This window comes from Croceicoccus ponticola, from assembly GCF_004004515.1.
GTDB classification, from domain to species: Bacteria; Pseudomonadota; Alphaproteobacteria; order Sphingomonadales; family Sphingomonadaceae; genus Croceicoccus; species Croceicoccus ponticola.
In genome coordinates this window covers 700,259-724,438 of the sequence record NZ_RXOL01000001.1, presented here as the reverse complement: position 1 = coordinate 724,438, position 24,180 = coordinate 700,259, and the positions used below count along the sequence as shown (strand labels likewise).

Genomic DNA, 24,180 nt, shown 5'->3' with positions numbered 1-24,180 from the left:
AACCTGTCGGCTACGGGCCTGCTCTACGGTGCCGGCCGGGCCGGGAGACCGCTGCCGATCCGGTATCCGATCGCAGGTTCAACGAGCAGATAGCGGGGCAGGTCGGGTTCGGGTTCGATCCTGCGACGCAACCGCGCAATAGCGACACGTAGGTGCTGCCGATCAGTGTAGCGGTTGTCCCAAACCAGTTCCAGCAGCCGTTCATGCGTTACAAAACCACCTTGCGCCGCGACCAGTGCGGCGCACAGCACAAGCTCTCGTTCGGACAGGGCGTGGCTCACGCCGCCGACGACAAGTGTTCGTTCGGCCGGTTCGATCTTGAGATCCAAGGGAATAGAGGTGCCCGTGACCATAAACTGCAATCGCGCGCCCATTTGAATGGGGTCGATGGGGCCGGTCGTCAGAAATTCATGTGCCCCGGCAGCCAAAGCCGCGATGCGCTGAGCCTTGTTCGCAATGGTCCCGAGCGCAAGAACCCTGCATCCGTGGCTCAATCGTGCGGAAATACGCAAACGGAAATCGGGCATTCCCAGACTTACGCAAGCAATGCCCGATGCCGCGAATCGCCGGTCCACGAAACGCCCGGCTTCGAGAATGGCGGCGCGATCATCGCTGGAACAGTCATCCAGCCATCCGACATCAAACGTGGGGTGCGCAATCATCTTACGCACCGTCGTTCAAACGGGCACGATTTGCAATGCGGGAACAAACTGCTTGTTGCGGGTTTGCAACAAAACACATGTGCGCGGGATTTTTGTCCATCGGAACTATTGACACTAATGTCAGGTGCGTGTGTTTATGTGGCGGAACTCTGAGGATTAGCTCTCATGAACAACGTAAAATCTTCGATCGACGCCCGCTCTGACAACGATGCGCCCATGGGTGAAATCGCCGCCTGGTTCGAATCTGTGACAAGGCGAGAAGCCATCAGCACAGGTGCATTTCAAAAGACGCTCGACAATCTTCTCGAAGGGTAACCTCGGTCGTTTCCGATTAGAAATTCGGACACGGCAATCCGCTTCCGGAACCGCATTGCGGCAACATACGTTTGTAGCGCAAACGGATCAGAGGAGACGGTACGATGGTTGAAGAAAGAATTATCGAGACGCGCACGCCAACTGGCGACACGCATACGCATACGGAAATCATTCATGATCGTCCCGAACGGTCGCGTGGTGGTGCCGGCTGGGCGATATTCGTTATTCTTGCCCTTGCGCTCGTCGTTGGCGCATTTTTGTTGATGCGGGACAGTTCGTCCGAAGTGGCAAAGGACAACGCCATTGCCGATGCCGCCAGCAGCGTTGGCGAAGCGGCACAGAATGTCGGCGAAGCTGCCGATGCCGCTGCGGACAAGATTGCCGAATAACCGAGTTTCTCGCCGCCATTGCGCGGCGACCGGATAAATTTCCCCCGGAAGCCCAGCACGGTTTCCGGGGGGTTTTCTTTACGCTGCATTTACCATGCAGGCGGTAGGCTGGGCGCATGGCTCAACTTTCCGTCCGCTACCTTCGATATCGTTCGTTCGGGCCGCAGCGTAAGCCGTGCTGACGTCCGCCGATCCCATCTGGGCAATCCTGTCGACCGCGGCGCTCGCGGCCAGTGCGCTGGCGTGCCTGTTCGTGGCATTCGCCCTCTGGCGGCGCGAGCGGCCTGATCAGAGCCGTGCGCTGGTCATCGCGGCGCTGGGCGCTAGTGCGGTGCACCTGCTGGCCAGCAGCCCCGGCGTCATCGATCCGCGTGCGTTATGGCTAGTGGCCGGGCTGCGCAACCTGATGTGGCTTGCCGTGTTGCGCGCCATGTTCGCCGCCGACGGTCGCCATGCCAGCCTTCGCCCTGTCGGCCCCATGATTGCGGCATTGGCGCTGACCGAACTGTTGCAGGTGCCTCTCGTCGCATTGTCGGACGTCTTCACGCTGCCGGTGGCATTCGAACGGGTCGCGCGGGTGTCGAACATATTCCACATGCTTTTCGTGATCGGCATGCTGGTTCTGATCCATAACCTTTATGTCGGTGCAGGGGCGCAGCAGCGTGCGCGCATTAGGTGGATGTCGGGCGCCTTGGTCATGGCCTGGGGCTTCGAACTCAATGTCTACGCGCTGGCTTACCTTGCCGGAGACTTGCCGGTCGCCGTCCTGTTTGCCCGTTCATTCGTATGGACCGCTGTTGCGACGATGGTCTGGCTGGATGGGCGTCAAACCGCAATCCGCCGGTTTTCTCCTTCGCGCAGCGTCACGTTCCAAAGCCTCTCGCTGCTGGTCATTTCGTTATACCTGTTCGCACTGTTCAGCATCGACGGCGCCATGGCGCGCAGCGACCTTGGCTTTGGCACGCTGAGCCGGTTCGGCTCCGTTATGCTGGCCGTGTTCGTCGGCGCGCTTGTGGCGTCGAGAGGGTTTCGCGGCTGGTTGCGCGAAGCGGTCGTCCGCAACTTTTTCCGCCACCGCTACGATTATCGCGACGAATGGCTGCGCCTGTCGCGCACCATCGCCGGGCCGCTGGAGGCGGCCGCTCCCCTGGAACAGCGCGCGGTGCAGTCGCTGGCCGATATCGTCGACAGTCCGGCAGGCCTGCTTCTGTCCCCGACTGACGATGGGCAGATGGCTCTTGCCGCGAGGTGGAACTGGTCGATCGAGGTGCCGGCGCAGGCAATCTCGGCGACAACTCTGGCCACGTTCGAACGAACGAACACGGCCATCGCGCTAGACGCGGTGCGAGCGCTCGACGGCAATCGTGCCGAGCGGCATCTCGTGCCGCCATGGCTGCTTTCCAATCCCAGCGCATGGGCGCTCGTTCCGTTGCAGGTCGACGGAAGGCTTGCCGGGATCGTGGTGCTGGCCCGCCCGGTCTATGCCCGCACGCTGGACTGGGAGGATTTCGACCTGATGCGGATCGTTGGCCAGCAACTGGCCGCGCACTTATCGGAAAACCATGCGCAACGCGCTTTGCTGGAGGCGGCGCGGTTCGACGAATTCAACCGTCGCATGGCCTTTGTCATGCATGATATCAAAAACCTCGCCAGCCAGTTGGGTCTGGTCGTATCGAATGCCGAACGTCACATCGAAAAGCCGGCCTTTCGCGCCGACATGCTGGTCACGCTGCGCAGTGCGACGGGGCGGCTGGAAACATTGCTGGGCCGGTTGTCCAACTATGGCGGTCACGGGGTCGGCGCGCTGCAACCGCTTTGCCCGGCAGAGGTCGTTCGCAGCGCGCTGGCGGTCGAGATCGCATCGGGGTTGGTCCATGTCGGACCGGGCGGCGGCGGAGCGTTGCGAGGCGACCGAGAGGCGCTGGACCAGGTGCTGCGCCACATCGCGCGCAACGCACTGGAGGCTAGCGGACCGGGACGCGGCATCGATGTCAGCTTTCCTGGCACCGACCGGCTGGCGGGGATCGAGATCGCCGACAAGGGCTGCGGCATGTCGCCGGAATTCGTGCAAACGACATTGTTCAAGCCGTTCGTGTCGACCAAGGCCGATGGCTTTGGCATAGGCGCCTTCGAAGCGCGCGAACTGGTCCGGGCGATGGGCGGACGGCTCGAAGTCGAATCGCGGCTCGGTATCGGATCGCGTTTCATCATCTGGCTCGACCGGGCAGAGGCATCGGCAAAGGCGGCCGAACCATTGGCGACCGCTCTCCCAGCATTGCCTGAAAGGAATGTGGCGTAATGGCTGGCAAGAAGGGAGGCGGGCTCCCCAAGCTTCTGGTAATCGAGGATGATCCCGGGCTGCAGACCCAGCTAAAATGGGCCTGGGACGATTTCGACGTAACCTGTGTCGGTGACCGCGACGCGGCGATCACTGCGTTGCGGTCCGAGGCGCCCGATGTCGTGACGCTTGACCTTGGCTTGCCGCCCGATCCTGACGGGACGAGCGAGGGGTTTGCCATTCTCGACGCGATCATGGAATTGAAGCCCGACACCAAGGTCATCATCGCCAGCGGCCACGGCGCGCACGAAAGCGCGTTGCAGGCGATCGAGCGCGGGGCATACGATTTCTATGCCAAGCCGGTGAAGATCGAGGAACTGTCGCTGATCGTCCGGCGCGCGCTGAACTTGTGCGAGATAGAGCGCGAGAACAGGACCTTATCGGCCAGGACGGGCGAGGAAAGCCGCGTACTCGGCACGCTCATCACCTCCGCGCCTGAGATGGTTCGGGTTGCGCGCACCATTGAACGCGTGGCGCCCGCCGATGTCTCGGTCTTGTTGCTGGGGGCAAGCGGGACGGGCAAGGAGCTTCTGGCCCGCGGTTTGCACGATGCCAGCCCGCGTCGCGGCGGTGCCTTTGTCGCGATCAACTGCGCCGCGATCCCCGAACACTTGCTGGAATCCGAACTGTTCGGCCACGAAAAGGGCAGCTTCACCGGGGCGACGAGCACTCGCGAAGGCAAGATCGAAATGGCCGAAGGCGGAACCCTGTTCCTCGACGAACTGGGCGACATTCCGCTGGCGTTGCAGGCCAAGCTGCTGCGGTTTTTGCAGGAACGCACGCTGGAACGGATCGGCGGGCGCAAGTCCATCGCGATCGACACCCGCATCGTGTGCGCCACGCACCGCGACCTTCAGGCGATGATCGCCGAAGGGACGTTCCGCGAGGACCTCTATTACCGGCTGGCCGAAATCGTCGTGACCATCCCGTCACTGGCAGACAGGCCGGGCGATGCGCCCTTGCTGGCCCGGCATTTCTTGCACAAATTCGCCGGCGAGATGAACCCGAAAGTCACCGGCTTTTCATCGGATGCGCTCGCCGCCATCGACGCGTGGCCATGGCCGGGCAACGTGCGTGAACTGGAAAACAGGGTGAAGCGCGCGGTCATAATGTCCGACGGCAAGGTCGTCAGTGCGGAAGATCTCGACCTTGCCGACCCCGACGACGAAATCGTCAGCGCGCTGAACCTGAAGGCCGCGCGTGAACAGGCCGACCGCCGTGTCATCCGCCATGCACTGTCGCGTAGCGAGGGCAACATCAGTTCGACCGCGCGGATGCTGGGGATCAGCCGCCCGACGCTGTACGACCTGATGAAGCAGTACGACTTGTCCGGCTGATCAATCGGCGGCCGGGCCTGCGATATGCGCGTCGTGGTCGGGGTGGCGTTTCTTGAAACGCATCGACCACCACAGCGAAAGGCCGATGAGAATGGCGCCGATCAGCCCGGTGATCGTTTCGGGAATGTGGAACTTCGCCGATAGCAGCATGATCGCGCCCAGCACGATGATCGCCCAGAACGCGCCATGTTCAAGGTACCGGTATTCGGCCAGCGTGCCCTTTTCGACAAGATGAATGGTCATGGACCGCACGAACAGAGCGCCGATCGAAAGGCCGAGCGCGATGACGATCATGTTGTTCGAGAGCGCAAAGGCCCCGATCACCCCGTCGAAGCTGAAACTGGCGTCGAGGATGTTGAGATAGAGAAATCCGCCAAGCCCGCTGCGAACGGCCGCCCCGGCAAGACGCTGTTTTTCCTCGTGCAATTCCAGCAGCGTGCTGACGCCTTCGACCGCGATGAAGGTGACGAGGCCGAGAATGCCCGCGATCAGGAAGGTCAGCGCGTCTGCGTCAGACAGCAGCAACGAGATGCCCCAAAGGCTTAATAGCAATAGCGCGATCTCGGCTGCGGGAAGGGCCGAGAAACGACCAAGGAACCGTTCGACCGATCCGATCCAGTGAATGTCTTTTTCGCCGTCGAAAAAGAACTTGAGGCCGACCATGGCAAGGAATGCACCGCCGAAACCGGCGATGCCGACATGGGCGCTGGAGACGATCCGTTCGTATTCGAGCGGGTCGTTGAGCGACAAGTTCATTGCCTCTACCGGGCCAAGCCCTGCGGCGATGGCCACGATCGCGAGCGGGAACACAATCCGCATGCCGAACACTGCGAACAGAATGCCCCAGGTCAGGAACCGCTTTTGCCAGACATGGTCCATGTCCTTCAAAACCGAGGCATTCACTACCGCGTTGTCGAAGCTCAGCGATATTTCGAGCACCGACAGCACCACGATGATCCAAAGGATCTGCGCGGTGCCGGAAACAGTCCCGGTGCTGGCCAGACCGTACCAAGCGCCAAGGCCAAGGCAGATCAGCGTGAAGATGAGCGAAAAGCCGTAGAAGCGCTTGAGCGTGTCCATGAATGATCCGAATTTGCGAGTGGAGCCGGTGTGGCGTCGTCTTGGTGGGCCGCCCGTTGCTTAGGATGCCCGGTTATGCAAGTTGGCCGGCTATTTGGGCTGATACGTGTGGTCGGCGGAAGGGAAAGAACGCGAACGCACTTCGGCGGCATAAGTTTCCGCTGTCGCCGAAATGACCGCCGCGATATCGTTGTACTTCTTTACGAAGCGCGGCACCCGTTCGAACATGCCGAGCATGTCTTCGGTCACCAGCACCTGTCCATCGCATTGCGCCGATGCGCCGATGCCGACGGTGGGAATTGCGATGGCGTTGGTGACGGCGATGGCGATGTCTTCGACCACCCCTTCGATCACCACGGCAAATGCGCCGGCATCGGCCACGGCCTTGCCGTCGGCGATGATCTTGGCTTCTTCGGCGTCGCTGCGACCGCGGGCCATGTAACCGCCCAGCGCGTTGACCGCCTGCGGAGTCAGGCCGATGTGGGCCATGACCGGAATGCCCCGCGCGGCAAGAAACGCGATCGTTTCGGCCATCGCCTCCCCGCCTTCGAGCTTCACCGCCGCAGCGCCGGTTTCGGCGAGAATGCGGCTCGCGCTGGCAAAGGCCTGCTGCGGCGATCCCTCGTATGATCCGAACGGCATGTCGACGACCACGACAGAATGGTATGACCCGCGCACCACGGCGGCACCGTGGGCGATCATCATGTCGAGCGTGACCGCCAGAGTGGACGGAAGGCCATAAATTACCTGTCCCAGCGAATCGCCCACCAGCAGCATGTCGCAATGCGGGTCGAGCAATTGCGCCTGCCGCGCGGTATAGGCGGTGAGCATGACCAGTGGCTCTGCCGTTACGCCGTCCACCTTGCGCTGCATGATTTTCGGCACAGTCAGCCGCTTCATCGGCGCGGGGGTGGGATTGGCGCGGCTGGTCGCGGTATCGAGCTGGAAAGTCGTGGACATGGCGCGCTTGTAGGTTTCCCGTGCACAAGGGGCAAGCCGCCCTGCAATTGGACTTGCACTAGTTACAATTGAAGCTAGCTTCGCGCCCAGCATTCCGGCCAGCGACCAGTTCCGCCCACCGGACATAAACATTTCAGGGAGGACCAATGTTTGGTCGTGTAAAACCGCTCGACGCCATTTTGGCGACAGCACAAAAGAAATCGCTGCACCGATCGCTTGGCTGGTTCCAACTGACGTTGTTCGGCATCGGCTGCGTCATCGGCACCGGCATCTTCGTGCTGACGTCTGCCGGCGCGCAAAAGGCGGGGCCGGGTCTGATGCTCGCCTTTGCCATCGCCGGCGCGGTCTGCATCGTCGCCGCGCTCTGCTATGCCGAAATCGCCTCGATGATCCCGGTTGCGGGTTCTGCTTATACCTACAGCTACGCGACAATGGGCGAGCTGCTTGCCTGGACCGTCGGTTGGGCCCTGATCATGGAATATGCAATTGCCGCCGCTGCGGTTTCGGTGGGCTGGTCGGGCTATTTCTCGGGCACGTTCCTCAATGAACTGATGGGAGTGCAGCTTCCGTTATGGCTCGCTTCCGGTCCGCTGGCACTGGGCGGCGCGCCGGGCGGGTTCATCAATCTGCCTGCGCTCGTCATTGCGCTGCTCGTCACCGGGCTGCTGATCGTGGGCACAAGCGAAAGCGCCAAGTTCAACGCGGTCCTCGTCCTGGTGAAGGTCACCGCGCTTACCGCTTTCGTGGTGCTGACGCTGGGTAGCGCGGAATTCGATCCGGCGCGGTTCAATCCGTTCCTGCCCGCGGGCATTTTCGGTGGCTTCGGCACTGGCGTCGGTGCGGTCGGCGCGGCGGCGACGATCTTTTTCGCCTATGTCGGCTTCGACGCGGTTTCGACAGCGGCCGAAGAGACCAAGGACCCGCAGCGCAACGTGCCTATCGGCCTTGTCGGTTCGCTGCTGTTCTGCACGGTGTTCTATATTCTCGTCGCGGCGGGCGCGATCGGCACCATCGGTGGCCAGCCGATCATGGGACCGGACGGCGTTCCCTTCCCGGCCGGTTCGGAAGAACTCGCGCGCCAGTGCGTCATGCCGCAACACGTCGATGCGCTGGTCTGTTCGAACGAGGCGCTGGCCCACGTGCTGCGAGTCATCGGTTTTTCGGGCGTCGGCAATATGCTTGGCCTTGCCGCTTTCCTTGCGTTGCCGTCAGTCATTCTCGTGCTGATCTTCGGGCAAACGCGCATCTTCTTCGTGATGGCGCGTGACGGCCTGCTTCCCGAAAAGCTCAGCACCGTGCATCCCAGGTTCAAGACTCCGCACATCGTGACCGCCATTACCGGCGTGGTCGTTGCAATCGGCGCGGCGTTCTTTCCGGTGGGCCAGCTCGCCGACATTTCGAACGCCGGAACGCTCTATGCGTTCATGATGGTGGCTATTGCTGTCATGGTCCTGCGTCGTCGCGATCCGTCGCGTCAGCGTGCCTTCCGGGTTCCGGCGGTGTGGATCGTCGCTCCGCTGACGATCTTCGGCTGCCTGTTCCTGTTCTTTAATCTGCCGATCGGTGCGATGCTGTTCCTGCCCATTTGGGGTGCGATCGGCCTCGTGATCTATTACGCCTATAGCCGGGGTGCGAGCCACCTTGGCCGCGGCATCGTCGAAGTGGTCGATGACGTGGCTGGCGAACATACGCAAATTCCGATCCACCCCCCGCACAACTGATCGGCGCTGCGCAGAATAGAAGAAGGGCCGCTTTCGGATATGAAAGCGGCCCTTTTTTTGGTTCGATGATTCAGGTTTGGGGTGTCAGAGCGTCGTTTCGACCTGACCGCCCGCGACATCGTCGGTGACGTCCATGCCCAGCAGCATCTTGCCGACCGACAGCAGACCCATCTTGCCGCACCAGATCGAGGCATCGCCCAGATCCATGCGCATCAACAGCACCTTGGGGCTGTCCTTGCCTTCGGGGAACCACGCCTGGACAGTATTGTCCCACTGCTTTTCAAGGCGTTCACGGCTGGTTTCTTCGGTGAGTACACCGCTGAAGCGGGCGAAGACTTCGTGGCCCTTCGACGCGAAAGTCGCGGTCGCCGGCCCCATTTTGCCAAAGCGGCTGTCGCGATAGGTGAAAAACCAGATCGCGCTGTCCGCATCCTTGTCCAGCTGCGCGGTCATCGGCGCGGAGCTGTCGGGATCGGCATCGAGCTGGAGCATGAGGAACGGAGATTTGTTCATCTCCTCCCAGAACTCGTGCTTCATCTTTTCCGGTTCGGGGTGTTTGTCATAGTCCATGTAAGAATTCCTTTCATTTACCATCCTAACGGGCCCGGAACGCGCTGGTTCCGAACGATGCCGCGACGGCTGTCCACCATGCGATGATGCGTGAGGATGGACGGGCAGGTTGGAACATAATAAGAACAATAATCGTTCCGACTGGGATTCGCATGACCGATTCGACCGCCTCCTGCCGCGGTGGAAACGAGCCTTCCGCCGTGCCTTCGGGCCTGCCGGCGGGCCTGTTTCCGGCTGCCCGCTCTCTCCCGCCCGATGGCTGGGGGAAGGGGGCGGCGTGTCTGCGGGCTTGGCATCAGCGGGTGGGGCATCGCGGGCAGAGGTGAGTGCCGGCGCAGCAGTGCTTTTGCCGCATGACGAATGGCGCCCCGGTTCCGCCTTTCGCGGCGCGGGCGACATTTTTGCACCGGGGCAGGAGGCGACGGGCGCGGCGCTGGCCATCGCGCTGGCCGAAGGGTGCCCGCGCGTCGGGCCGGGCAAGGACGTGCCACCGGCCAGCAGCGACGAACGTCCGTTCCTGTGGGTTCAGGACAATCGCGCGGCAAAGCTGGGCGGAAGGCCCTATCTGCCCGGCCTGCCGCGCGATCTGCGGCATCGTTGCGTCCATGTCCGCACAAAGGACGCGGCCGACGCGCTGTTCGCGTTGGAAGAAGGCATCCGTTGTCGCGATCTCGCCTTCGTGATCGGAGAGATCGCGGGCAACCCGCGCGAAATGGATTTCACCGCGTCGCGCAGGCTGGTGCTGGCGGCGGAACGGCACGGGGTGCCGCTGTGGCTGGTGCGGCTGGATGCGCGACGCGATCTTGGCGCGTCGCGGATGCGGTGGGATGCGGTTTCGGCCCCGTCCGCCCCGTCGCAATGGAACGCGCAAGCACCCGGCGCGCCGCGCTGGCAGGCGGAACTGTTCCGCGCGCGGGGAACGCGCCCCGGAACATGGTGGATCAGCAGGGAGGAGAGCGCCGATGGCACAGGCCGCATTACCGGCGCCGCCGCGCCGCGTGATGGCGATCTGGCTGGCGAGGCTGGCGATCGATCGCTGGCGGCTGCTGCGCCCGACCGCTGACGATACCACCCATCCCGATACCCCATCATACCGTGGCGGCCGCTTGGCAGAGGGGGAGGGCGAGGACGCCGCCCCCGTCGCGCTGATCCGCGAAACCGCGCACGGCCCGCGCATCGATGCCGTCAACCGCGCCGCGACACAGGCGGGCGTGCGGACGGACATGATGCTGGCCGATGCCCGCGCCCTCTGTCCGCAGATCGCGACTCACCCTGCCGATGCGGCAGGCGATCTCGCGTTCCTGGAAAAGATGGCGGTCTGGGCGCAGCGGTGGGGACCGTGGAGCGCGATGGATATGCCCGACGGCCTGCTGGTCGACGTGACCGGCGCGGCGCACCTGTTCGGCGGGGAACAGCGCCTGTTGGTCGATGCTCAGGCCATGCTGGCGAGGCGGGGGCTGACCGCCCGGTTGGCTATCGCGCCGACGGCGGGGGCGGCATGGGCGCTGGCGCATCACGGGCCGTCGCGCGCGATTCTGGATACCGCGGCCAACGATCCGCAGGAGGAGATCGCACAACGGCTTTCCCCCCTGCCGATGGCGGCGCTGCGGCTGGACGACGACGTGCTGCTCGTCATGCGCAGGCTGGGGCTGAAACGGCTGGGCGATTTGTCGGGCATCGGCCGCGACGCGCTGGTTCGCCGGTTCCGCAATCGCCGAACGCCTGCGGCAAACCCGCTGCTGCGCCACGATCAACTGACCGGGCGCGTGCCCGAACCATTGCTGCCGGTGACCGCCCGCCCGCCCGCGATGGTGCAGCACCGGTTGATGGAGCCGATCCGCCACCTGACCCTGCTCGAAGTCGTGCTGGGCGATCTTGCCGCCGCGCTGGTGCGAGAGCTGGAGGGGCGCGGAGAGGGCGCCCGGCGGATCGATTTCACTTGCTGGCGCGTCGATGGGGAAGTGGTGACGCGCCGCCTCGAACTTGCCGCCGCCAGCCGCGATCCGGCGCATATCTGCCGATTGTTCACTGAAAAGCTGCAAAACCTCGAAGCCGGTTTCGGGTTCGAGATGATGCGCCTGACCGCCAGCTGGGCCGAGCCGCTGGACCTTGCGCAAGTGCGTTTAGGCGAGACGGAGGGCGAGCATGGCACCAGCCTTGCCGCCTGCATCGACCGGCTTGCCACCCGGCTTGGCCCCGATGCGGTGCGCCGCGCGGTGCCCCATGCCAGCCACTTGCCCGAACGCGCGCAACGCTGGCAGGCCCCGCTCGACCCGATGCCCGCCGCGCAGGAGGAAATGGCGTTTCACCACCGCCCGCTCAAACTGCTCGACCGGGCAGAGACGATCGAGGTGCTTTATGCCACGCCCGACGGCCTGCCCCGCCGGTTCCGCTGGCGCGGATCATTGCACCAAGTCCTGCGGGCAGAGGGGCCGGAACGAATCGCGCCCGAATGGTGGCGCGAACGCGGTTCCACGCGGCTGCGCGACTATTACCGGATCGAGGATGGCGAAGGGCGGCGATACTGGCTCTATCGCGCGGGGCTGGCGGGCGATGGGCGCGGCGGATTGCCGCAATGGTTCCTCCACGGCCTGTTCGCCTGAGACGAAAAGGGGCGACGAAGATGAACTTCGCCGCCCCCACACGGAGGCCGTCCGTGTATCGGTATCTCTGTCTTCTATCGCTATTCAACTCGACCCAAATTCATCAGGGACTGCGAACTGGCGGGCGCGATTTCAACTCATCGCCGGGGTTAACACGACCATAGTGTCAATAAGGTTAACAGCCAAGCGAAAACCGCGGAACTCTGCCGTTCCTATTGAAAAAAGCAGCTCGGTTTAAATGCCTACCTCACATTACCGCGCAGCTTCAAGCGTTTCCACACCGGCATCAGGGGCCACCCTGTCGGAACAGAGGAAATCGAGCAGGTCCTGCGTCAACCGATCCTGCTGCGTGGCAAAGACCGCATGTGGCTCGCCTTCGTACTCGATCAGCTTTGCGCCGGGCACCTTTTGCGCCACGACATGGCCCGTCGCCTCGATCGGAACGGTTTTGTCGGCGGTGCCGTGAATGACCAGCGAAGGCACCTTCACACGGTCGAGATCGGGGCGGAAATCGGTGGTGGCGAAGGCGTTGGCCGCCTGCAGGATGTTGCGCAGGCCCGCGTGCATCGTCGTCTGCCAGGCCCAGTGCAGCTGTTCGTCGCTGACGGGCGAAGCGCTGTCGACCGTGCGACCATAGAAATCCTGAAAGAAGCCGGTGAAGAACTTGCGGAAGTCCTCCTTCATCGCCTTCGTCATCTCGTCGAAGGTTTCCTGCGGCACGCCGTTGGGATTGTCGGGCCCCTTTAGCATGTAGCCCGCGACCGAGCTGATGAAGACGGCGCGGCTGATGCCCTTGCCGCCATGGCGCGACATGTATCGCGCGATTTCGCCGCCACCCATCGAAAAGCCAACCAGCGCGACATCGTCGGTCAGCCCCTTGGCCGCCAGTACATCAGCAAGATCGTCGGCATAGGTGTCGTATTCGTTGCCGGTGCCGGGCTGGTCGCTGCGCCCGAAACCGCGGCGGTCATAAGCGACCACGCGGAAGCCGTTGTCGGCCAGCACGTTCATCTGCGGATCCCAGCTGTCTGCCGAAAGTGGCCAGCCGTGGATGAGGACGACGGGGCGGCCTTCGCCCCATTCCTTGACATAGATGTTGGTGCCGTCGCGGGTTTGTATCGTGCTCATGAATGTCCTTTTCGGGGATTTGGCCCCTGCTCTTTGGTTGCGCGGAATGTCCGCACTGCATGGCGGGACAACGCAGCCAAACGATTGGGTTTCCGTCATTTCGCCAGATAGCGCGCAGTTTCGGACGAGCTGATTCACAAAGGATATTGGCACGACATCACAAAGAACATAAAAGGAACATATGGCAGAGAAACCGATCCTTGAGCGACTGAAGACTCTTGCCGACGCGGCCAAGTACGATGCATCGTGCGCATCGTCGGGCACGACCAAACGCGACAGCCGCAGCGGCAAGGGCATCGGATCGACGGAGGGGATGGGCATCTGCCACGCCTATGCTCCTGACGGGCGCTGCATATCGCTGCTAAAGCTGTTGCTCACCAACCATTGCGTGTTCGATTGTCACTACTGCGTGAACCGCAAAAGTTCGAATGTCGAACGGGCGAGGTTCACGCCGCAGGAAGTCGCGGACCTGACGCTCTCTTTTTACAAGCGCAATTATATCGAGGGGCTGTTCCTGTCTTCGGGCATTATCCGCAATTCCAATCATACGATGGAAATGCTGGTAGAAACCGCTCGTATCCTGCGGGAAGAGCAAGATTTTCGTGGTTACATCCATCTTAAGACCATTCCTGAGGCGGACCCCGAAATCGTCCAGCGCGCGGGGCTTTATGCCGATCGCGTCTCGATCAATGTCGAACTGCCGACCGACGCGGGGCTGACCCGGCTCGCCCCCGACAAGAACGCGGGCCAAATCGACGGGGCGATGGCGGGAATGAACTCCGCCATCGTAGAGGCGAAGGACGCGAAAAAGCGGTTCCGTCATGCGCCACGGTTCGCGCCGGCCGGTCAATCGACGCAGATGATCATCGGCGCGGATGCCGCCAGCGATACCGATATCGTGACGCGCGCCAGCTCGCTTTATACCCGGCACCGGTTGCGGCGCGTCTATTACAGCGCGTTCAGCCCGATCCCCGATGCCAGCGCGGTCCTGCCGCTGAAACGTCCGCCGCTGATCCGCGAACACCGGCTATATCAGTCGGACTGGCTGATGCGGTTCTACGGCTACGCCCCGCACGAAGTGGCGGCGGCGGCGGGTGCGGACGGGATGCTGCCGCTGGATATCGATCCCAAGCTGGCCTGGGCGCTGAAGTTTCGCGAAAGTTTTCCGGTCGATGTGAACCGCGCACCGAAAGAGGCGCTGTTGCGCGTGCCGGGGCTGGGCACGCGGGCGGTGGGCCAGATCCTGATGGCGCGGCGGCACCGGCGGTTGAGGCTGGAGGACGTGGCGAAGATGACCGTGTCGGTAAAGAAGGTGCAACCGTTCATCGTCACGATCGACTGGCGGCCCGTTCTGTTGACCGACCGCGCAGACCTGAAGGCACTGCTCGCGCCCAAGGCGGAGCAGCTGGAGCTGTTCGTGGCATGACCGGCCACAAAGAACTTGAGCTCCAGCATGTTCGGCTCGGCACGTATTACGTCGTGCCGATGGCGACCTCCGACGATTTCGAGGAGTGGCGCGACCATGCCCGCCGCCTGTTGATGGCGGATGTCCCGCCCGACCGCGTGGCATGGACCGAACCGGGCGGCAGCGCGGGTGACCTGTTTTCTCACGGCGATCGTCGCCTGCCGGCGCCCGACCGCGACGCCGCGCCGCCGCGTGTGTCGCGCCGCTTCATAGAGATTGCCAGAACCGCCCTGTTGAATTCTGATTATAAAAGGTTTTCCCTGCTTTACCGGGTGCTCTGGCGGTTGCAGGCAAAGCCGAAGCTGATCGAGGACATGGCCGATCCCGATGTCCGCGCGATGGCCGACATGGCGCGCGAAGTGCGGCGCGATATTCACAAGATGCGCGCCTTTGTCCGGTTCCGCGTGGTCGAGGAAGAGGGCCGGCCGGGCGAGGATAGGAGCGAGCACTACGTCGCGTGGTTCGAACCGTTCCATCACATCCTGCGCCATAACGCCGGATTTTTCACGCGGCGGTTCGCCAACATGCGCTGGTCGATCCTGACGCCGCGCGGCAGCCTGCACTGGGATGGCAAAACCCTGCACGAAGGGCCGCCCGCGACCCGCGCCGACGCCCCCGGTGGCGATCCGGCAGAGGACCTGTGGCGCAGCTACTACGCCTCCATCTTCAATCCCGCCCGCCTGAAGATCGGCGCGATGCTCAAGGAAATGCCGCGCAAGTACTGGAAGAATATGCCCGAGGCGCAGCTCATCCCTGAGCTCATCGCCGGGGCGCAGGCGCGAGAAGCGGCGATGGTGGAAAAGGGCGCGCTCGACATGGGCGAACGGCCCGCCACGCTGGGCGCGATCGAACGGGCGATCCACGCCTGCGCACGTTGCCCGATCGGGGAATTGCACAATACCGCCGTCATGGGCGAGGGGCCGCAGAGTGTTGCCGAGGGTTTTTCCGGCCTGATGATCGTGGGCGAACAGCCCGGCGATCACGAGGATCAGCAGGGCCGCCCCTTCGTCGGCCCGGCGGGGCAATTGCTGGACGTGCATTTGGCAGAGGCGGGGATCGACCGCAGCGCCGCCTATGTCACCAATGCGGTGAAGCATTTCAAATACGTGCCCAAGGTCGTTCGGGGCAGCAAGCGCCGGCTGCACCAGAACCCTAGTGCCAAGGAGATCGACGTCTGCCGCTGGTGGGTGGAAAGCGAACGGATGATCGTGCAGCCAAGGCTGGTGCTGGCCATGGGCGCCAGCGCGGCGCGCGGCATGCTGGGCAAGACGGTGTCGATCACCAAGGCGCGAGGGAGCCCGATTCCTTTGGATGGCATCGACGGGGTGGGGGGCAGCGAGCTGTGGGTCACGGCGCACCCGTCATACCTGTTGCGATTGGACGGCGCCGGGCGAGAGGAGCAGGAGCGCCTGTTCCGTATCGACCTTGCTGCCGTGGCCGCGCGGCTTGCGGAACTGGCGTGATGCGGCCCGAACGGTGATGTGTGCCAGAAGGACCGCTCACGCCTGAAAAGCGCCGGATCGAGCTTGATCCGGACCTGATCGACGCCCCGACGCGGGCGCCTTTCGTAGAGCTTGGCCTCGTGTCGTGCTTTTCGTTCCTGCGCGGTGCGTCGGACGCGGTGGATCTCGTGATGACCGCCCGCGCGCTGGGCTATGATGCCATCGGGATTGCCGACGCGAACAGCTTTGCAGGCGTGGTGCGCATGCATACCGAGGCTCAGACGCTGAAGCTGCGCCCGGTTATCGGCACGCGGATCGAAACGGTGGAGGGGCTGAGCTTCCTTGCCTATCCCACCGACCGCGGCGCCTATGGCCGCCTGTGCCGCCTGATTTCGCAAGGGCGGATGCAGACGCTGGATGGCGGATGGCAGGACAAGGGTGTGTGCGACATCGACCTCGCCATGCTGGCCGCGCATGCGCAAGGCGTGCACCTGATCCTGATCCCGCCGCGCGATCTGGCGGCTCGGTTCAAGATATCCGTTCCCGGCAACGTCATTCCGCTGGACGGTGGCGAGGCGGAGCGGATGATGGCGCGCCTGTCGTTCCCCGACCTGCTGCCTCATCTGGCGCGCGATCTCCCGACGATGCGGCATCTTGCGGCGAGCTATCTTTATACCGGCGACGACGTGGCGCGGATCGACCGGCTCGATGCGCTGGCCCGCACGCATGGGCTGGCGCTGATGGCGACGAACGACGTGCATTACCATGCGCCCGATCGCCGCCCGCTTCAGGATGTGATGACCGCGATCCGCCACAAGACCACGGTGGCAAAGGCCGGGCATCTGCTTCACGCCAATGCCGAGCGCCACCTGAAGCCGCCGGCGGAAATGCTCCGCCTTTTCGCGCGTTGGCCCCATGCGATCCGCGCAGCGCGAGAGGTGGCCGATGCCAGCCGCTTCAATCTGGAGGAATTGCGCTACGAATATCCAGAAGAGATATATCCCGAAGGCCGAACCCCGCAGCAGCAGCTGATAGCACTGACGTGGGAGGGTGCGAAAGTGCGTTATCCCAATGGGTTGCCGGACTCCGTTCGCACAACGCTTGAGCGCGAACTGGCGCTGATCGCAAAGCTGGACCTGGCCCGCTATTTCCTCACCATCAAGGAGATCGTCGATTTCGCGCGCGGGGTGGACCCGCCGATCCTGTGTCAGGGGCGGGGTAGCGCTGCCAATTCGGCAGTCTGTTATTGCCTCGAGATTACGGCTGTCGATCCGGCCAACCACGCCTTGCTGTTCGACCGCTTCATATCGGAAGAACGCAAGGAGCCTCCCGACATCGACGTCGATTTCGAGCATGAGCGGCGCGAGGAGGTGATCCAGCACATCTACGAGAAATACGGTCGCCACCGCGCGGGGCTGTGCGCCACGGTCATCCATTATCGCCCGCGCATGGCGATCCGCGAAGTGGGCAAGGCGATGGGCCTATCCGAAGATGCGACCGCCGCGCTGGCGGGCACCGTGTGGGGCGGGTGGGGGCGCGAGATAGGAGAGAGGCACGCGGCCGAGACGGGCATGGACGTGACCGATCCGCATCTAAGACGCGTTCTTGCCATCACTCAGCAAATGATTGGAATACCAAGACATCTGTCACAACACGTAGGCGGTTTCATCCTTACCGAAAGCGCGTTGACCGAAACCGTGCCGATCGGCAACGGCGCCATGCCCGAACGCAGTTTCATCGAATGGGACAAGGACGATATCGAGGCGCTGGGCATCCTGAAGGTCGATGTGCTGGCATTGGGCATGCTGACCTGCATTCGCAAATGCCTTGACTTGGTCGCCGATCACCATGCCAACCGAATGACGCTGGCCACCGTCCCGCGCGAGGACCCGGAGACTTACGCCATGCTTCGTCGCGGGGACTCGCTGGGCGTATTTCAGGTCGAAAGCCGAGCGCAGATGAACATGCTGCCCCGCCTTCGCCCGCGCGAATTCTACGATCTCGTCATTCAGGTCGCCATCGTGCGGCCCGGTCCGATTCAGGGCGACATGGTGCACCCCTACCTGAAACGCAGGCGCGGCGAGGAGCGAGTCCAGATTCCTGCCCCCGGCCCCGATCATGGCCCGCCGGACGAGTTGTCCAGCATCCTTGGCCGGACGCTGGGCGTGCCGATCTTTCAGGAGCAGGCGATGAAGATCGCGCTCGATGCGGCAAAATTCTCTTCGTTGGAGGCGAACCGGCTGCGCAAGGCGATGGCGACGTTCCGTTCGCGCGGCATGGTCGACGAATTGCAGGACATGATGGTCGAACGCATGGTCAACCGCGGTTACGACCGCGACTTTGCGCAGCGGTGTTTCAACCAGATTCGCGGTTTCGGCGAATACGGCTTTCCCGAAAGCCACGCGGCCAGTTTTGCGCATCTCGTCTATGTGTCGAGCTGGCTGAAATGCCATTACCCCGCAGCTTTTGCCTGTGCGCTGCTCAATTCGCAGCCGATGGGGTTCTATGCCCCGGCGCAGATCGTGCGCGACGCTGTGGAACACGGCGTCGAAGTGCGCGCCGCCGACGTGAACCATTCGCAGTGGGACTGTACGCTCGAACCGATTGCGGGCGATCGCGTGGCGCTGCGGCTTGGCCTGCGCATGATCGACGGGTTGCCCGAACACGTCGCCGCCATGCTGATAGACGCGCGCGATGAGAGCGGGACCTTTGCTGATGTGACGCAGGTGCGCGAACGCAGCCGCATTCCCGCCGCGCATGTCGAACGGCTTGCCAGCGCCGATGCGTTCGGCTCTCTGCGCCTGTCGCGGCGGCAGGCGCTGTGGGATGCGCGCAGCCTTGTCGCCGCGCCGTCGCTGCCGCTGTTCGACCATGCCAAGGCAAGAGATGAGGGGGCCGAACGGCGCGAGGCGCGGCTACCGGTGATGCCGATGTCCGAAGAAGTCGTCGCCGATTACCAGACGACGCGACTTTCGCTAAAGGCGCATCCGATGGCCTTCCTGCGCCCGCATCTGGCCGAGCGTGGCTTCGTAAAGGCGGCGGACCTGCGCGGGCGCAAGTTCCGGTCGATGGTCCACGTATCGGGCGTGGTGCTGATACGTCAGCGACCGGGCAGCGCCAAGGGCGTGTGCTTCATCACTCTGGAGGACGAGACGGGGGTCATCAATCTCGTCGTCTGGCCGAACCTGAAGGAGAAGTACCGCAAGGTCGTCATGGGCGCGCGGTTGATGGAAGTGCGCGGCCGGGTGGAATACGACGACGAGGTCATCCACGTCATCGTCGCGCACATGGAGGATGCGACCCACCGGCTAGACATGCTGTCCGATGACATGCTGCCGATGACGCTGGCCCGCGCCGATCATGTCGCCAGCCCGCTGCCGCATAAATTCAATCCCAGAAACGATTTGTGTGAAGATTTGCGCGAAGGGGCGGACGATCCGTACGTCACCGCGCCGGACGGGGCTGTCGCAGATCCCGGCACACCCGATCCTGCCGCCGCATTAGGCCCGATCGATCCGTGGGAACCGCCGCCCGCCGGCAATCGCGAATGCGGCTTTCAGGGTAAGCATCCGCGCGACGTGCGGGTCATTCCCAAACAGACGCGCCGGATACTTCCGAAGTCTCGCGACTTTCATTGACGATGCCCCGTTTCGCCCGACTGCCGACCCGCCCTTTTCGCGCCGACATTCTGATCGTCGCGCTCTTCGTCATTGGCGGAGTCGTGCTTTACGGGCTCGACTGGCTGGCCCGCCATCCCGAACACGATCCACGCGCGCCGCTGACCATCGAACAACCCGCAGGGTGGGCCACGGCGACCAAGCTGGCGCATCTGCGCACCGGCGGCCCCGATTGCCGCACGGTGCTCGACCGGTCGGGTATCGGGTTCGAAACACTCGATCCTGCGGGCGAGGGCGCGTGCCTGAGGGCCGATCGCATCCTGCCCCTGCGCGACGATGCGGCGGGACTGACCTTTGCCCCGGCCCGCGCCGATGCGACCTGCGCAGTGCACGCAGGGCTTGCTCGCTGGCTCCATAACAGTGTCCAGCCTGCGGCAGAGCGGCACTTGAGCAGCCGCGTCGTGCGGATCGAACAGTTGGGCACGGCCAACTGTCGCCGGGTAAACGGCGCGGCGACCGGGCGGTGGAGCGAACATGCCACCGGCAACGCCATCGACATCGCGGGCTTCGTGCTGGCGGACGGGCGGCGCGTTCGCGTCCTGTCCGACTGGCGAAGCGAAAACGATGGGCGCGGCGCAGGAACGGATGACGATGACCGAGCCGCGTTTCTGCGCGAAGTGCGCGATGGGGCCTGCGACGTATTCGGCACGACGCTGTCGCCTGATTACAACGCGCTTCACGCCGATCACCTGCATCTCGACCAGGCTGCGCGCGGGCTGGGAGGATACTGCCGCTGAGCGACAAGCCGCTTGGCACCCCATGCGCCTTGTCGTACCACCGCCGGCTTACGGGACAATAAGGACCATCGGCATATGGCAACCACCGCAGGAACGCACAGGGCTATTCTCGTCGAAAGCACCATCCTGCGGCAATTGACCGTATTCCTGTTCTATTTCTGCCAGGGCATTCCGCTAGGTCTCTTCTACCTTGCCATACCGGCCTATATGGCGGGATCGGGTGCGACGCCCGGCGAAATCGCGACCGTGGTCGGCATGACATCGCTGCCGTGGACGCTGAAGCTGATCAACGGCTTCATCATGGACCGATATACCTACCTTCCCATGGGCCGCCGCCGGATATGGATCATCGGGGCGCAGTCGATCATGATAGTCGGGATGCTGACCGGCGCACTGCTAGCGCCCGAAGGCCGGGACGTGCTCCTGCTTTCCACGCTGGCCTTCGTGATTTCCGCTGCGACGACGTTTCAGGACGTCGCTATCGACGGGCTGGTCGTCGATATCATGACAGACGAAGAGCAGGCGCGGGCGGGCGGCATCATGTTCGGCGCGCAGGCGTTAGGCATGGCCGGTTCCACCGCGGCGAACGGCTGGTTGATTCAGGTCTATGGGGTCAGCTCGGCCTATCTCGTCAGCGCGATCGTACTGGGCATCGTCATTGCCTATGTCGTGGTCGTCCGCGAACGACCGGGGGAGAAGCGACTGCCGTGGAACGTGGGTCAATCATCGCCGCGGAACCTCGATATTCAGGTCGAGGCATGGTGGCCATTGCTCAAGCACAGCTTCAAGGCGATCCTCGGGCTTTCCAGCCTGATGATGATCCCCTTCTTCCTCATCCGCGCGATGCCGGGTGGCGCGAACGAGGTGTATTATCCGATCATGACGACGACGATCACTGGCTGGTCGACTTCAGATTATACCAACGTCAATTCCGCGTCACAGCTGGCTTCGGCGATCTTCGGTCTGGCGCTGGGCGGTTGGATCATCGGCAAGATCGGAACGAAACGGTCGGTCGGCTTCTTGTTACCGCTGTTCGCCCTGTTGATGGTCGTGATCGGCGTTTCTTCGGAAGAATGGGCGCGTTCTTCGTTCATGACGACCGTCATCTGGATCAACGATTTCCTCGGCATCCTGCTCGCGATTGCGCTGATCCCGATCGCGATGCAGCTGTGCTCACCCGCCGTGGCGGCGACGCAGTTCACAATCTACATGGCGCTGGCCAATTTCGGCCGCCCGATCGGCGCGTGGATAGCGGCTAAGACGACCGGGGGGGATACGCCCGAAAACATGTTCTTCGTGATCGCCGCGCTGTTCGCATTGGGCGCGGCGGCGATCTGGTTCGTCAGGCTGCCTGAACTGTCGAAGGCAGACGAAGAAGCGGTCGAACACGAGGTGGCGTATGGTGCAGGCGCCGCGCCCGTGGAGAACTGAGCCGGTCGAAATCCGGAAATTCAGACCGCTTCGAACGCATAGCCGGCAGAACGGACTGTGCGCACCGGGTCCTTGTTGCTCTCGACCGTCAAAGCCTTGCGTAAGCGACGGATATGCACGTCGACGGTGCGCAGTTCGATGTCGCTGCCATTGCCCCATACAGCATCGAGCAACTGACCGCGGCTGAAGACACGGCCCGGATGTTCCATAAAGAATTTGAGCAGGCGGAATTCGGTCGGGCCAAGCTGTAGCGATTGGCCCCTGCGGGTGACGCGGTGGCTGGTGGCGTCGAGCTTGATGTCGCCCACTTCCAGCATTTCCCCTGCCAGCGCAGGGCGAACACGGCGCAGGACCGCGCCCACACGGGCGATCAGTTCGCGCGGAGAGAACGGCTTGGTCACGTAATCGTCGGCGCCGGTCTCGAGCCCGCGGATACGGTCATCCTCGTTCCCGCGCGCGGTCAGCATGACGATGGGGACGTGGGCCGTCTCCTTGTCACGGCGCAGGCGGCGGCAGATTTCTATGCCGCTGGTCCCTTCGACCATCCAGTCGAGGATCACGAGGTCAGGCGCCTGTTCGGTTGCCAGCAACAGCGCCTCATCGCCATCGGGCGTTGCCACGACGTCGTATCCTTCAGCCTCGAACCGATACTGGAGCAGTTCGGCCAGAGATGTGTCATCTTCGACGAGGAGCAGACGGGGAGCTGGCAAAGGCTGGCCTTTCGAAACGTTGACGACCTTACGCCTGCCTTCACACCCTAATTGTTACCGCCCTATGACAAGTCCGCGACCTGTCTGGGATGGCCAGGGCGGGCTGTTACGGGTTTTGCTCTTCACGGTCCGGCGGATAAGTGCCGGTCGCGGCAAAATGAACCATTTCGGCAACGTTGGTCGCATGGTCGCCAACGCGTTCGACATTACGGGCGACGAACAGCAGTTGCGCCGCCGATCCGATCGTGGCCGGATTCTCGACCATGTGGGTAACGAGATTGCGGAATATGCTGTCGTAGAACGCATCGACCGTCGCGTCGCGGGCGATGACTTCGCGTGCAAGCTGCGGATCGCGCGCGGCATAGGCGGTCAGCACGTCGTGAACCATTTCGGCCGCAACCTCGCCCATGGCGGGGATGAGGGCCAGCGGCTCGAATTTGCGGCGGCCTTCGATCTTGCCGGTGCGCTTGGCGATGTTCTTGGCATAGTCGCCGATGCGTTCGACGACGCCGGCGATTTTCAGCGCGGCGATCACTTCGCGCAAGTCGTCCGCCATCGGCGCGCGAAGGGCGATGATGCGGACGGCGAGCCGGTCCACCTCCATTTCCAACGCGTCGATTTCCTTGTCGCGAACGATAACCTTCTGGGCGAGATCCTCGTCGCCGTTGACGAGAGCGTCGAGCGCCTCCTGAACCGAAAGTTCGGCCAGGCCGCCCATTTCCGCGATCAGGCCGCGCAGACGGGTGATGTCCTCTTCGAAGGCCTTGACGGTATGTTCCATGTGCGTTGTGGCGCCTTCCTTAGCCGTACCGGCCAGTAATATAGTCCTTCGTCCGTTCTTTGCGCGGATTGGTGAATATGTCACTGGTACGACCGTATTCCACGAGATTTCCCAAGTGGAAAAACGCCGTCCGTTGCGACACGCGGGCCGCCTGCTGCATCGAATGGGTGACGATGACGATGGCATAGCGGCCGCGCAATTCGTCGATGAGCTCCTCGATTCGCGCTGTGGCGATAGGATCGAGCGCCGAACACGGTTCGTCCATCAGGATAACTTCGGGGTCGACCGCGATGGCGCGCGCGATGCACAGCCGTTGCTGCTGGCCGCCGGAAAGCGCGGTGCCCGAATCCGTAAGGCGATCCTTTACCTCTTCCCATAGGCCAGCGCGGCGCAGCGACTGCTCGACGATTTCATCAAGCTCGCTCTTCGACTGGGCGATGCCGTGGATCTTGGGGCCATAGGCGATGTTGTCATAGATCGATTTGGGGAAGGGATTGGGTTTCTGGAACACCATTCCCACGCGCGCGCGCAGTTGCACGACGTCCATCTTCGAACGGTAGATGTCCTGTCCGTCCAACAGGATTTCGCCATCGACACGGGCCGACGGAATCGTGTCGTTCATGCGGTTCAGCGTACGCAGAAACGTCGATTTCCCGCAGCCCGACGGGCCGATGAAGGCCGTCACGTAACGGGTGTGGATGTCGATCGACACTTCGTCGATCGCCTTCTTTTCACCGTAGTAGACCGACACCTTGTTGGCGCTGATCTTCGCAGGTCCGGCGTCGGTAAATCCCGCCGCGACGGAGCTTTCGAGATCGGGGTTATTCATTTTCA

The 24,180-nt window shown here is 63.1% G+C and carries 20 protein-coding genes; 12 read left to right on the top strand and 8 right to left on the bottom strand.

Annotated elements, in window-relative coordinates:
* Positions 1–23: 23 nt before the first annotated feature.
* A complete protein-coding gene (locus tag EKN06_RS03490) occupies positions 24–662 on the bottom strand; it encodes a winged helix-turn-helix domain-containing protein (protein ID WP_127611458.1) in 639 nt (212 codons plus the stop codon).
* A gap of 165 nt (positions 663–827) precedes the next feature.
* Between EKN06_RS03490 and EKN06_RS15570 the strand changes: the two genes are divergently transcribed.
* The 4 genes from EKN06_RS15570 to prsR all read left to right on the top strand — a co-directional run bounded on the left by EKN06_RS15570 (position 828) and on the right by prsR (position 5,041).
* Positions 828–977: a hypothetical protein gene (locus tag EKN06_RS15570; RefSeq protein ID WP_164843915.1), complete on the top strand. Its 150-nt coding sequence runs from the start codon at positions 828–830 to the stop codon at positions 975–977.
* A 104-nt stretch (positions 978–1,081) separates the two neighbouring features.
* Positions 1,082–1,366 (top strand): hypothetical protein, encoded by a 285-nt coding sequence (locus tag EKN06_RS03485; protein ID WP_127611457.1) that lies wholly within the window; start codon positions 1,082–1,084, stop codon positions 1,364–1,366.
* 175 nt (positions 1,367–1,541) lie between these two features.
* The gene (gene prsK, locus EKN06_RS03480) at positions 1,542–3,665 is read left to right on the top strand and encodes an XrtA/PEP-CTERM system histidine kinase PrsK (RefSeq protein WP_127611456.1); all 2,124 of its coding nucleotides are present in this window, start codon (positions 1,542–1,544) and stop codon (positions 3,663–3,665) included.
* Complete coding sequence (prsR, locus tag EKN06_RS03475) at positions 3,665–5,041, top strand: PEP-CTERM-box response regulator transcription factor (protein WP_127611455.1); 1,377 nt, start codon at positions 3,665–3,667, stop codon at positions 5,039–5,041. The genes prsK and prsR overlap by 1 nt, the downstream gene beginning before the upstream one ends.
* Here the strand turns inward: prsR and EKN06_RS03470 are convergent, their stop codons facing one another.
* Positions 5,042–6,121 carry a DUF475 domain-containing protein gene (locus tag EKN06_RS03470; protein ID WP_127611454.1) on the bottom strand — a complete coding sequence of 360 codons (1,080 nt, stop codon included), beginning with the start codon at positions 6,119–6,121 and terminating at the stop codon, positions 5,042–5,044.
* A 90-nt stretch (positions 6,122–6,211) separates the two neighbouring features.
* Positions 6,212–7,081, bottom strand: a complete 870-nt coding sequence (gene panB / locus EKN06_RS03465; protein WP_127611453.1) for a 3-methyl-2-oxobutanoate hydroxymethyltransferase — start codon at positions 7,079–7,081, stop codon at positions 6,212–6,214.
* A 146-nt stretch (positions 7,082–7,227) separates the two neighbouring features.
* Here panB and EKN06_RS03460 point away from each other — a divergent pair, with 146 nt between their 5' ends.
* Complete coding sequence (locus EKN06_RS03460) at positions 7,228–8,802, top strand: amino acid permease (RefSeq protein WP_127611452.1); 1,575 nt, start codon at positions 7,228–7,230, stop codon at positions 8,800–8,802.
* An 84-nt stretch (positions 8,803–8,886) separates the two neighbouring features.
* Here the strand turns inward: EKN06_RS03460 and EKN06_RS03455 are convergent, their stop codons facing one another.
* Positions 8,887–9,372: a pyridoxamine 5'-phosphate oxidase family protein gene (locus EKN06_RS03455; RefSeq protein ID WP_127611451.1), complete on the bottom strand. Its 486-nt coding sequence runs from the start codon at positions 9,370–9,372 to the stop codon at positions 8,887–8,889.
* Positions 9,373–9,649: 277 nt separating this feature from the next.
* Here EKN06_RS03455 and EKN06_RS03450 point away from each other — a divergent pair, with 277 nt between their 5' ends.
* Entirely contained in the window at positions 9,650–10,435 is a 786-nt protein-coding gene (locus EKN06_RS03450) for a hypothetical protein (protein ID WP_240654579.1), read from the top strand.
* On the top strand, positions 10,335–11,975 hold the full coding sequence (locus tag EKN06_RS03445) for a DUF6504 family protein (RefSeq protein ID WP_240654578.1): 1,641 nt from the start codon (positions 10,335–10,337) through the stop codon (positions 11,973–11,975). The genes EKN06_RS03450 and EKN06_RS03445 overlap by 101 nt, the downstream gene beginning before the upstream one ends.
* A 252-nt stretch (positions 11,976–12,227) precedes the next feature.
* Here EKN06_RS03445 and EKN06_RS03440 read toward each other — a convergent pair whose 3' ends face one another.
* Positions 12,228–13,103, bottom strand: coding sequence for an alpha/beta fold hydrolase (locus EKN06_RS03440; RefSeq protein WP_127611449.1), 876 nt, complete (start codon positions 13,101–13,103; stop codon positions 12,228–12,230).
* Between the two features lie 181 nt (positions 13,104–13,284).
* Between EKN06_RS03440 and EKN06_RS03435 the strand changes: the two genes are divergently transcribed.
* From EKN06_RS03435 to EKN06_RS03415, 5 genes are all read left to right on the top strand, one after another.
* On the top strand, positions 13,285–14,529 hold the full coding sequence (locus EKN06_RS03435; RefSeq protein ID WP_127611448.1) for a putative DNA modification/repair radical SAM protein: 1,245 nt from the start codon (positions 13,285–13,287) through the stop codon (positions 14,527–14,529).
* A complete protein-coding gene (locus EKN06_RS03430) occupies positions 14,526–16,031 on the top strand; it encodes a UdgX family uracil-DNA binding protein (protein ID WP_127611447.1) in 1,506 nt (501 codons plus the stop codon). The genes EKN06_RS03435 and EKN06_RS03430 overlap by 4 nt, the downstream gene beginning before the upstream one ends.
* 20 nt (positions 16,032–16,051) lie before the next feature.
* Positions 16,052–19,648: an error-prone DNA polymerase gene (locus tag EKN06_RS03425; RefSeq protein WP_127611446.1), complete on the top strand. Its 3,597-nt coding sequence runs from the start codon at positions 16,052–16,054 to the stop codon at positions 19,646–19,648.
* 2 nt (positions 19,649–19,650) lie between these two features.
* Complete coding sequence (locus EKN06_RS03420) at positions 19,651–20,424, top strand: extensin-like domain-containing protein (RefSeq protein ID WP_127611445.1); 774 nt, start codon at positions 19,651–19,653, stop codon at positions 20,422–20,424.
* A gap of 75 nt (positions 20,425–20,499) precedes the next feature.
* Positions 20,500–21,855 carry an MFS transporter gene (locus tag EKN06_RS03415; RefSeq protein WP_127611444.1) on the top strand — a complete coding sequence of 452 codons (1,356 nt, stop codon included), beginning with the start codon at positions 20,500–20,502 and terminating at the stop codon, positions 21,853–21,855.
* Between the two features lie 20 nt (positions 21,856–21,875).
* Here EKN06_RS03415 and phoB read toward each other — a convergent pair whose 3' ends face one another.
* From phoB to pstB, 3 genes are all read right to left on the bottom strand, one after another.
* The gene (phoB, locus tag EKN06_RS03410) at positions 21,876–22,565 is read right to left on the bottom strand and encodes a phosphate regulon transcriptional regulator PhoB (RefSeq protein ID WP_127611443.1); all 690 of its coding nucleotides are present in this window, start codon (positions 22,563–22,565) and stop codon (positions 21,876–21,878) included.
* Between the two features lie 106 nt (positions 22,566–22,671).
* Positions 22,672–23,346, bottom strand: a complete 675-nt coding sequence (gene phoU, locus EKN06_RS03405) for a phosphate signaling complex protein PhoU (RefSeq protein ID WP_127611442.1) — start codon at positions 23,344–23,346, stop codon at positions 22,672–22,674.
* A 19-nt stretch (positions 23,347–23,365) separates the two neighbouring features.
* Positions 23,366–24,175, bottom strand: coding sequence for a phosphate ABC transporter ATP-binding protein PstB (gene pstB / locus EKN06_RS03400; protein WP_240654625.1), 810 nt, complete (start codon positions 24,173–24,175; stop codon positions 23,366–23,368).
* Between the last annotated feature and the right edge of the window lie 5 nt (positions 24,176–24,180).

Excerpts from the sequence above, each read along its gene's own strand:
- EKN06_RS03490 (WP_127611458.1), bottom strand. The coding sequence starts at position 662 with ATGATTGCGCACCCCACGTTTGATGTCGGATGGCTGGATGACTGTTCC.
- EKN06_RS15570 (WP_164843915.1), top strand. The coding sequence starts at position 828 with ATGAACAACGTAAAATCTTCGATCGACGCCCGCTCTGACAACGATGCG.
- EKN06_RS03485 (WP_127611457.1), top strand. The coding sequence starts at position 1,082 with ATGGTTGAAGAAAGAATTATCGAGACGCGCACGCCAACTGGCGACACG.
- prsR (WP_127611455.1), top strand. The coding sequence starts at position 3,665 with ATGGCTGGCAAGAAGGGAGGCGGGCTCCCCAAGCTTCTGGTAATCGAG.
- EKN06_RS03470 (WP_127611454.1), bottom strand. The coding sequence starts at position 6,121 with ATGGACACGCTCAAGCGCTTCTACGGCTTTTCGCTCATCTTCACGCTG.
- panB (WP_127611453.1), bottom strand. The coding sequence starts at position 7,081 with ATGTCCACGACTTTCCAGCTCGATACCGCGACCAGCCGCGCCAATCCC.
- EKN06_RS03460 (WP_127611452.1), top strand. The coding sequence starts at position 7,228 with ATGTTTGGTCGTGTAAAACCGCTCGACGCCATTTTGGCGACAGCACAA.
- EKN06_RS03455 (WP_127611451.1), bottom strand. The coding sequence starts at position 9,372 with ATGGACTATGACAAACACCCCGAACCGGAAAAGATGAAGCACGAGTTC.
- EKN06_RS03445 (WP_240654578.1), top strand. The coding sequence starts at position 10,335 with ATGGCACAGGCCGCATTACCGGCGCCGCCGCGCCGCGTGATGGCGATC.
- EKN06_RS03440 (WP_127611449.1), bottom strand. The coding sequence starts at position 13,103 with ATGAGCACGATACAAACCCGCGACGGCACCAACATCTATGTCAAGGAA.
- EKN06_RS03435 (WP_127611448.1), top strand. The coding sequence starts at position 13,285 with ATGGCAGAGAAACCGATCCTTGAGCGACTGAAGACTCTTGCCGACGCG.
- EKN06_RS03430 (WP_127611447.1), top strand. The coding sequence starts at position 14,526 with ATGACCGGCCACAAAGAACTTGAGCTCCAGCATGTTCGGCTCGGCACG.
- EKN06_RS03420 (WP_127611445.1), top strand. The coding sequence starts at position 19,651 with ATGCCCCGTTTCGCCCGACTGCCGACCCGCCCTTTTCGCGCCGACATT.
- EKN06_RS03415 (WP_127611444.1), top strand. The coding sequence starts at position 20,500 with ATGGCAACCACCGCAGGAACGCACAGGGCTATTCTCGTCGAAAGCACC.
- phoU (WP_127611442.1), bottom strand. The coding sequence starts at position 23,346 with ATGGAACATACCGTCAAGGCCTTCGAAGAGGACATCACCCGTCTGCGC.
- pstB (WP_240654625.1), bottom strand. The coding sequence starts at position 24,175 with ATGAATAACCCCGATCTCGAAAGCTCCGTCGCGGCGGGATTTACCGAC.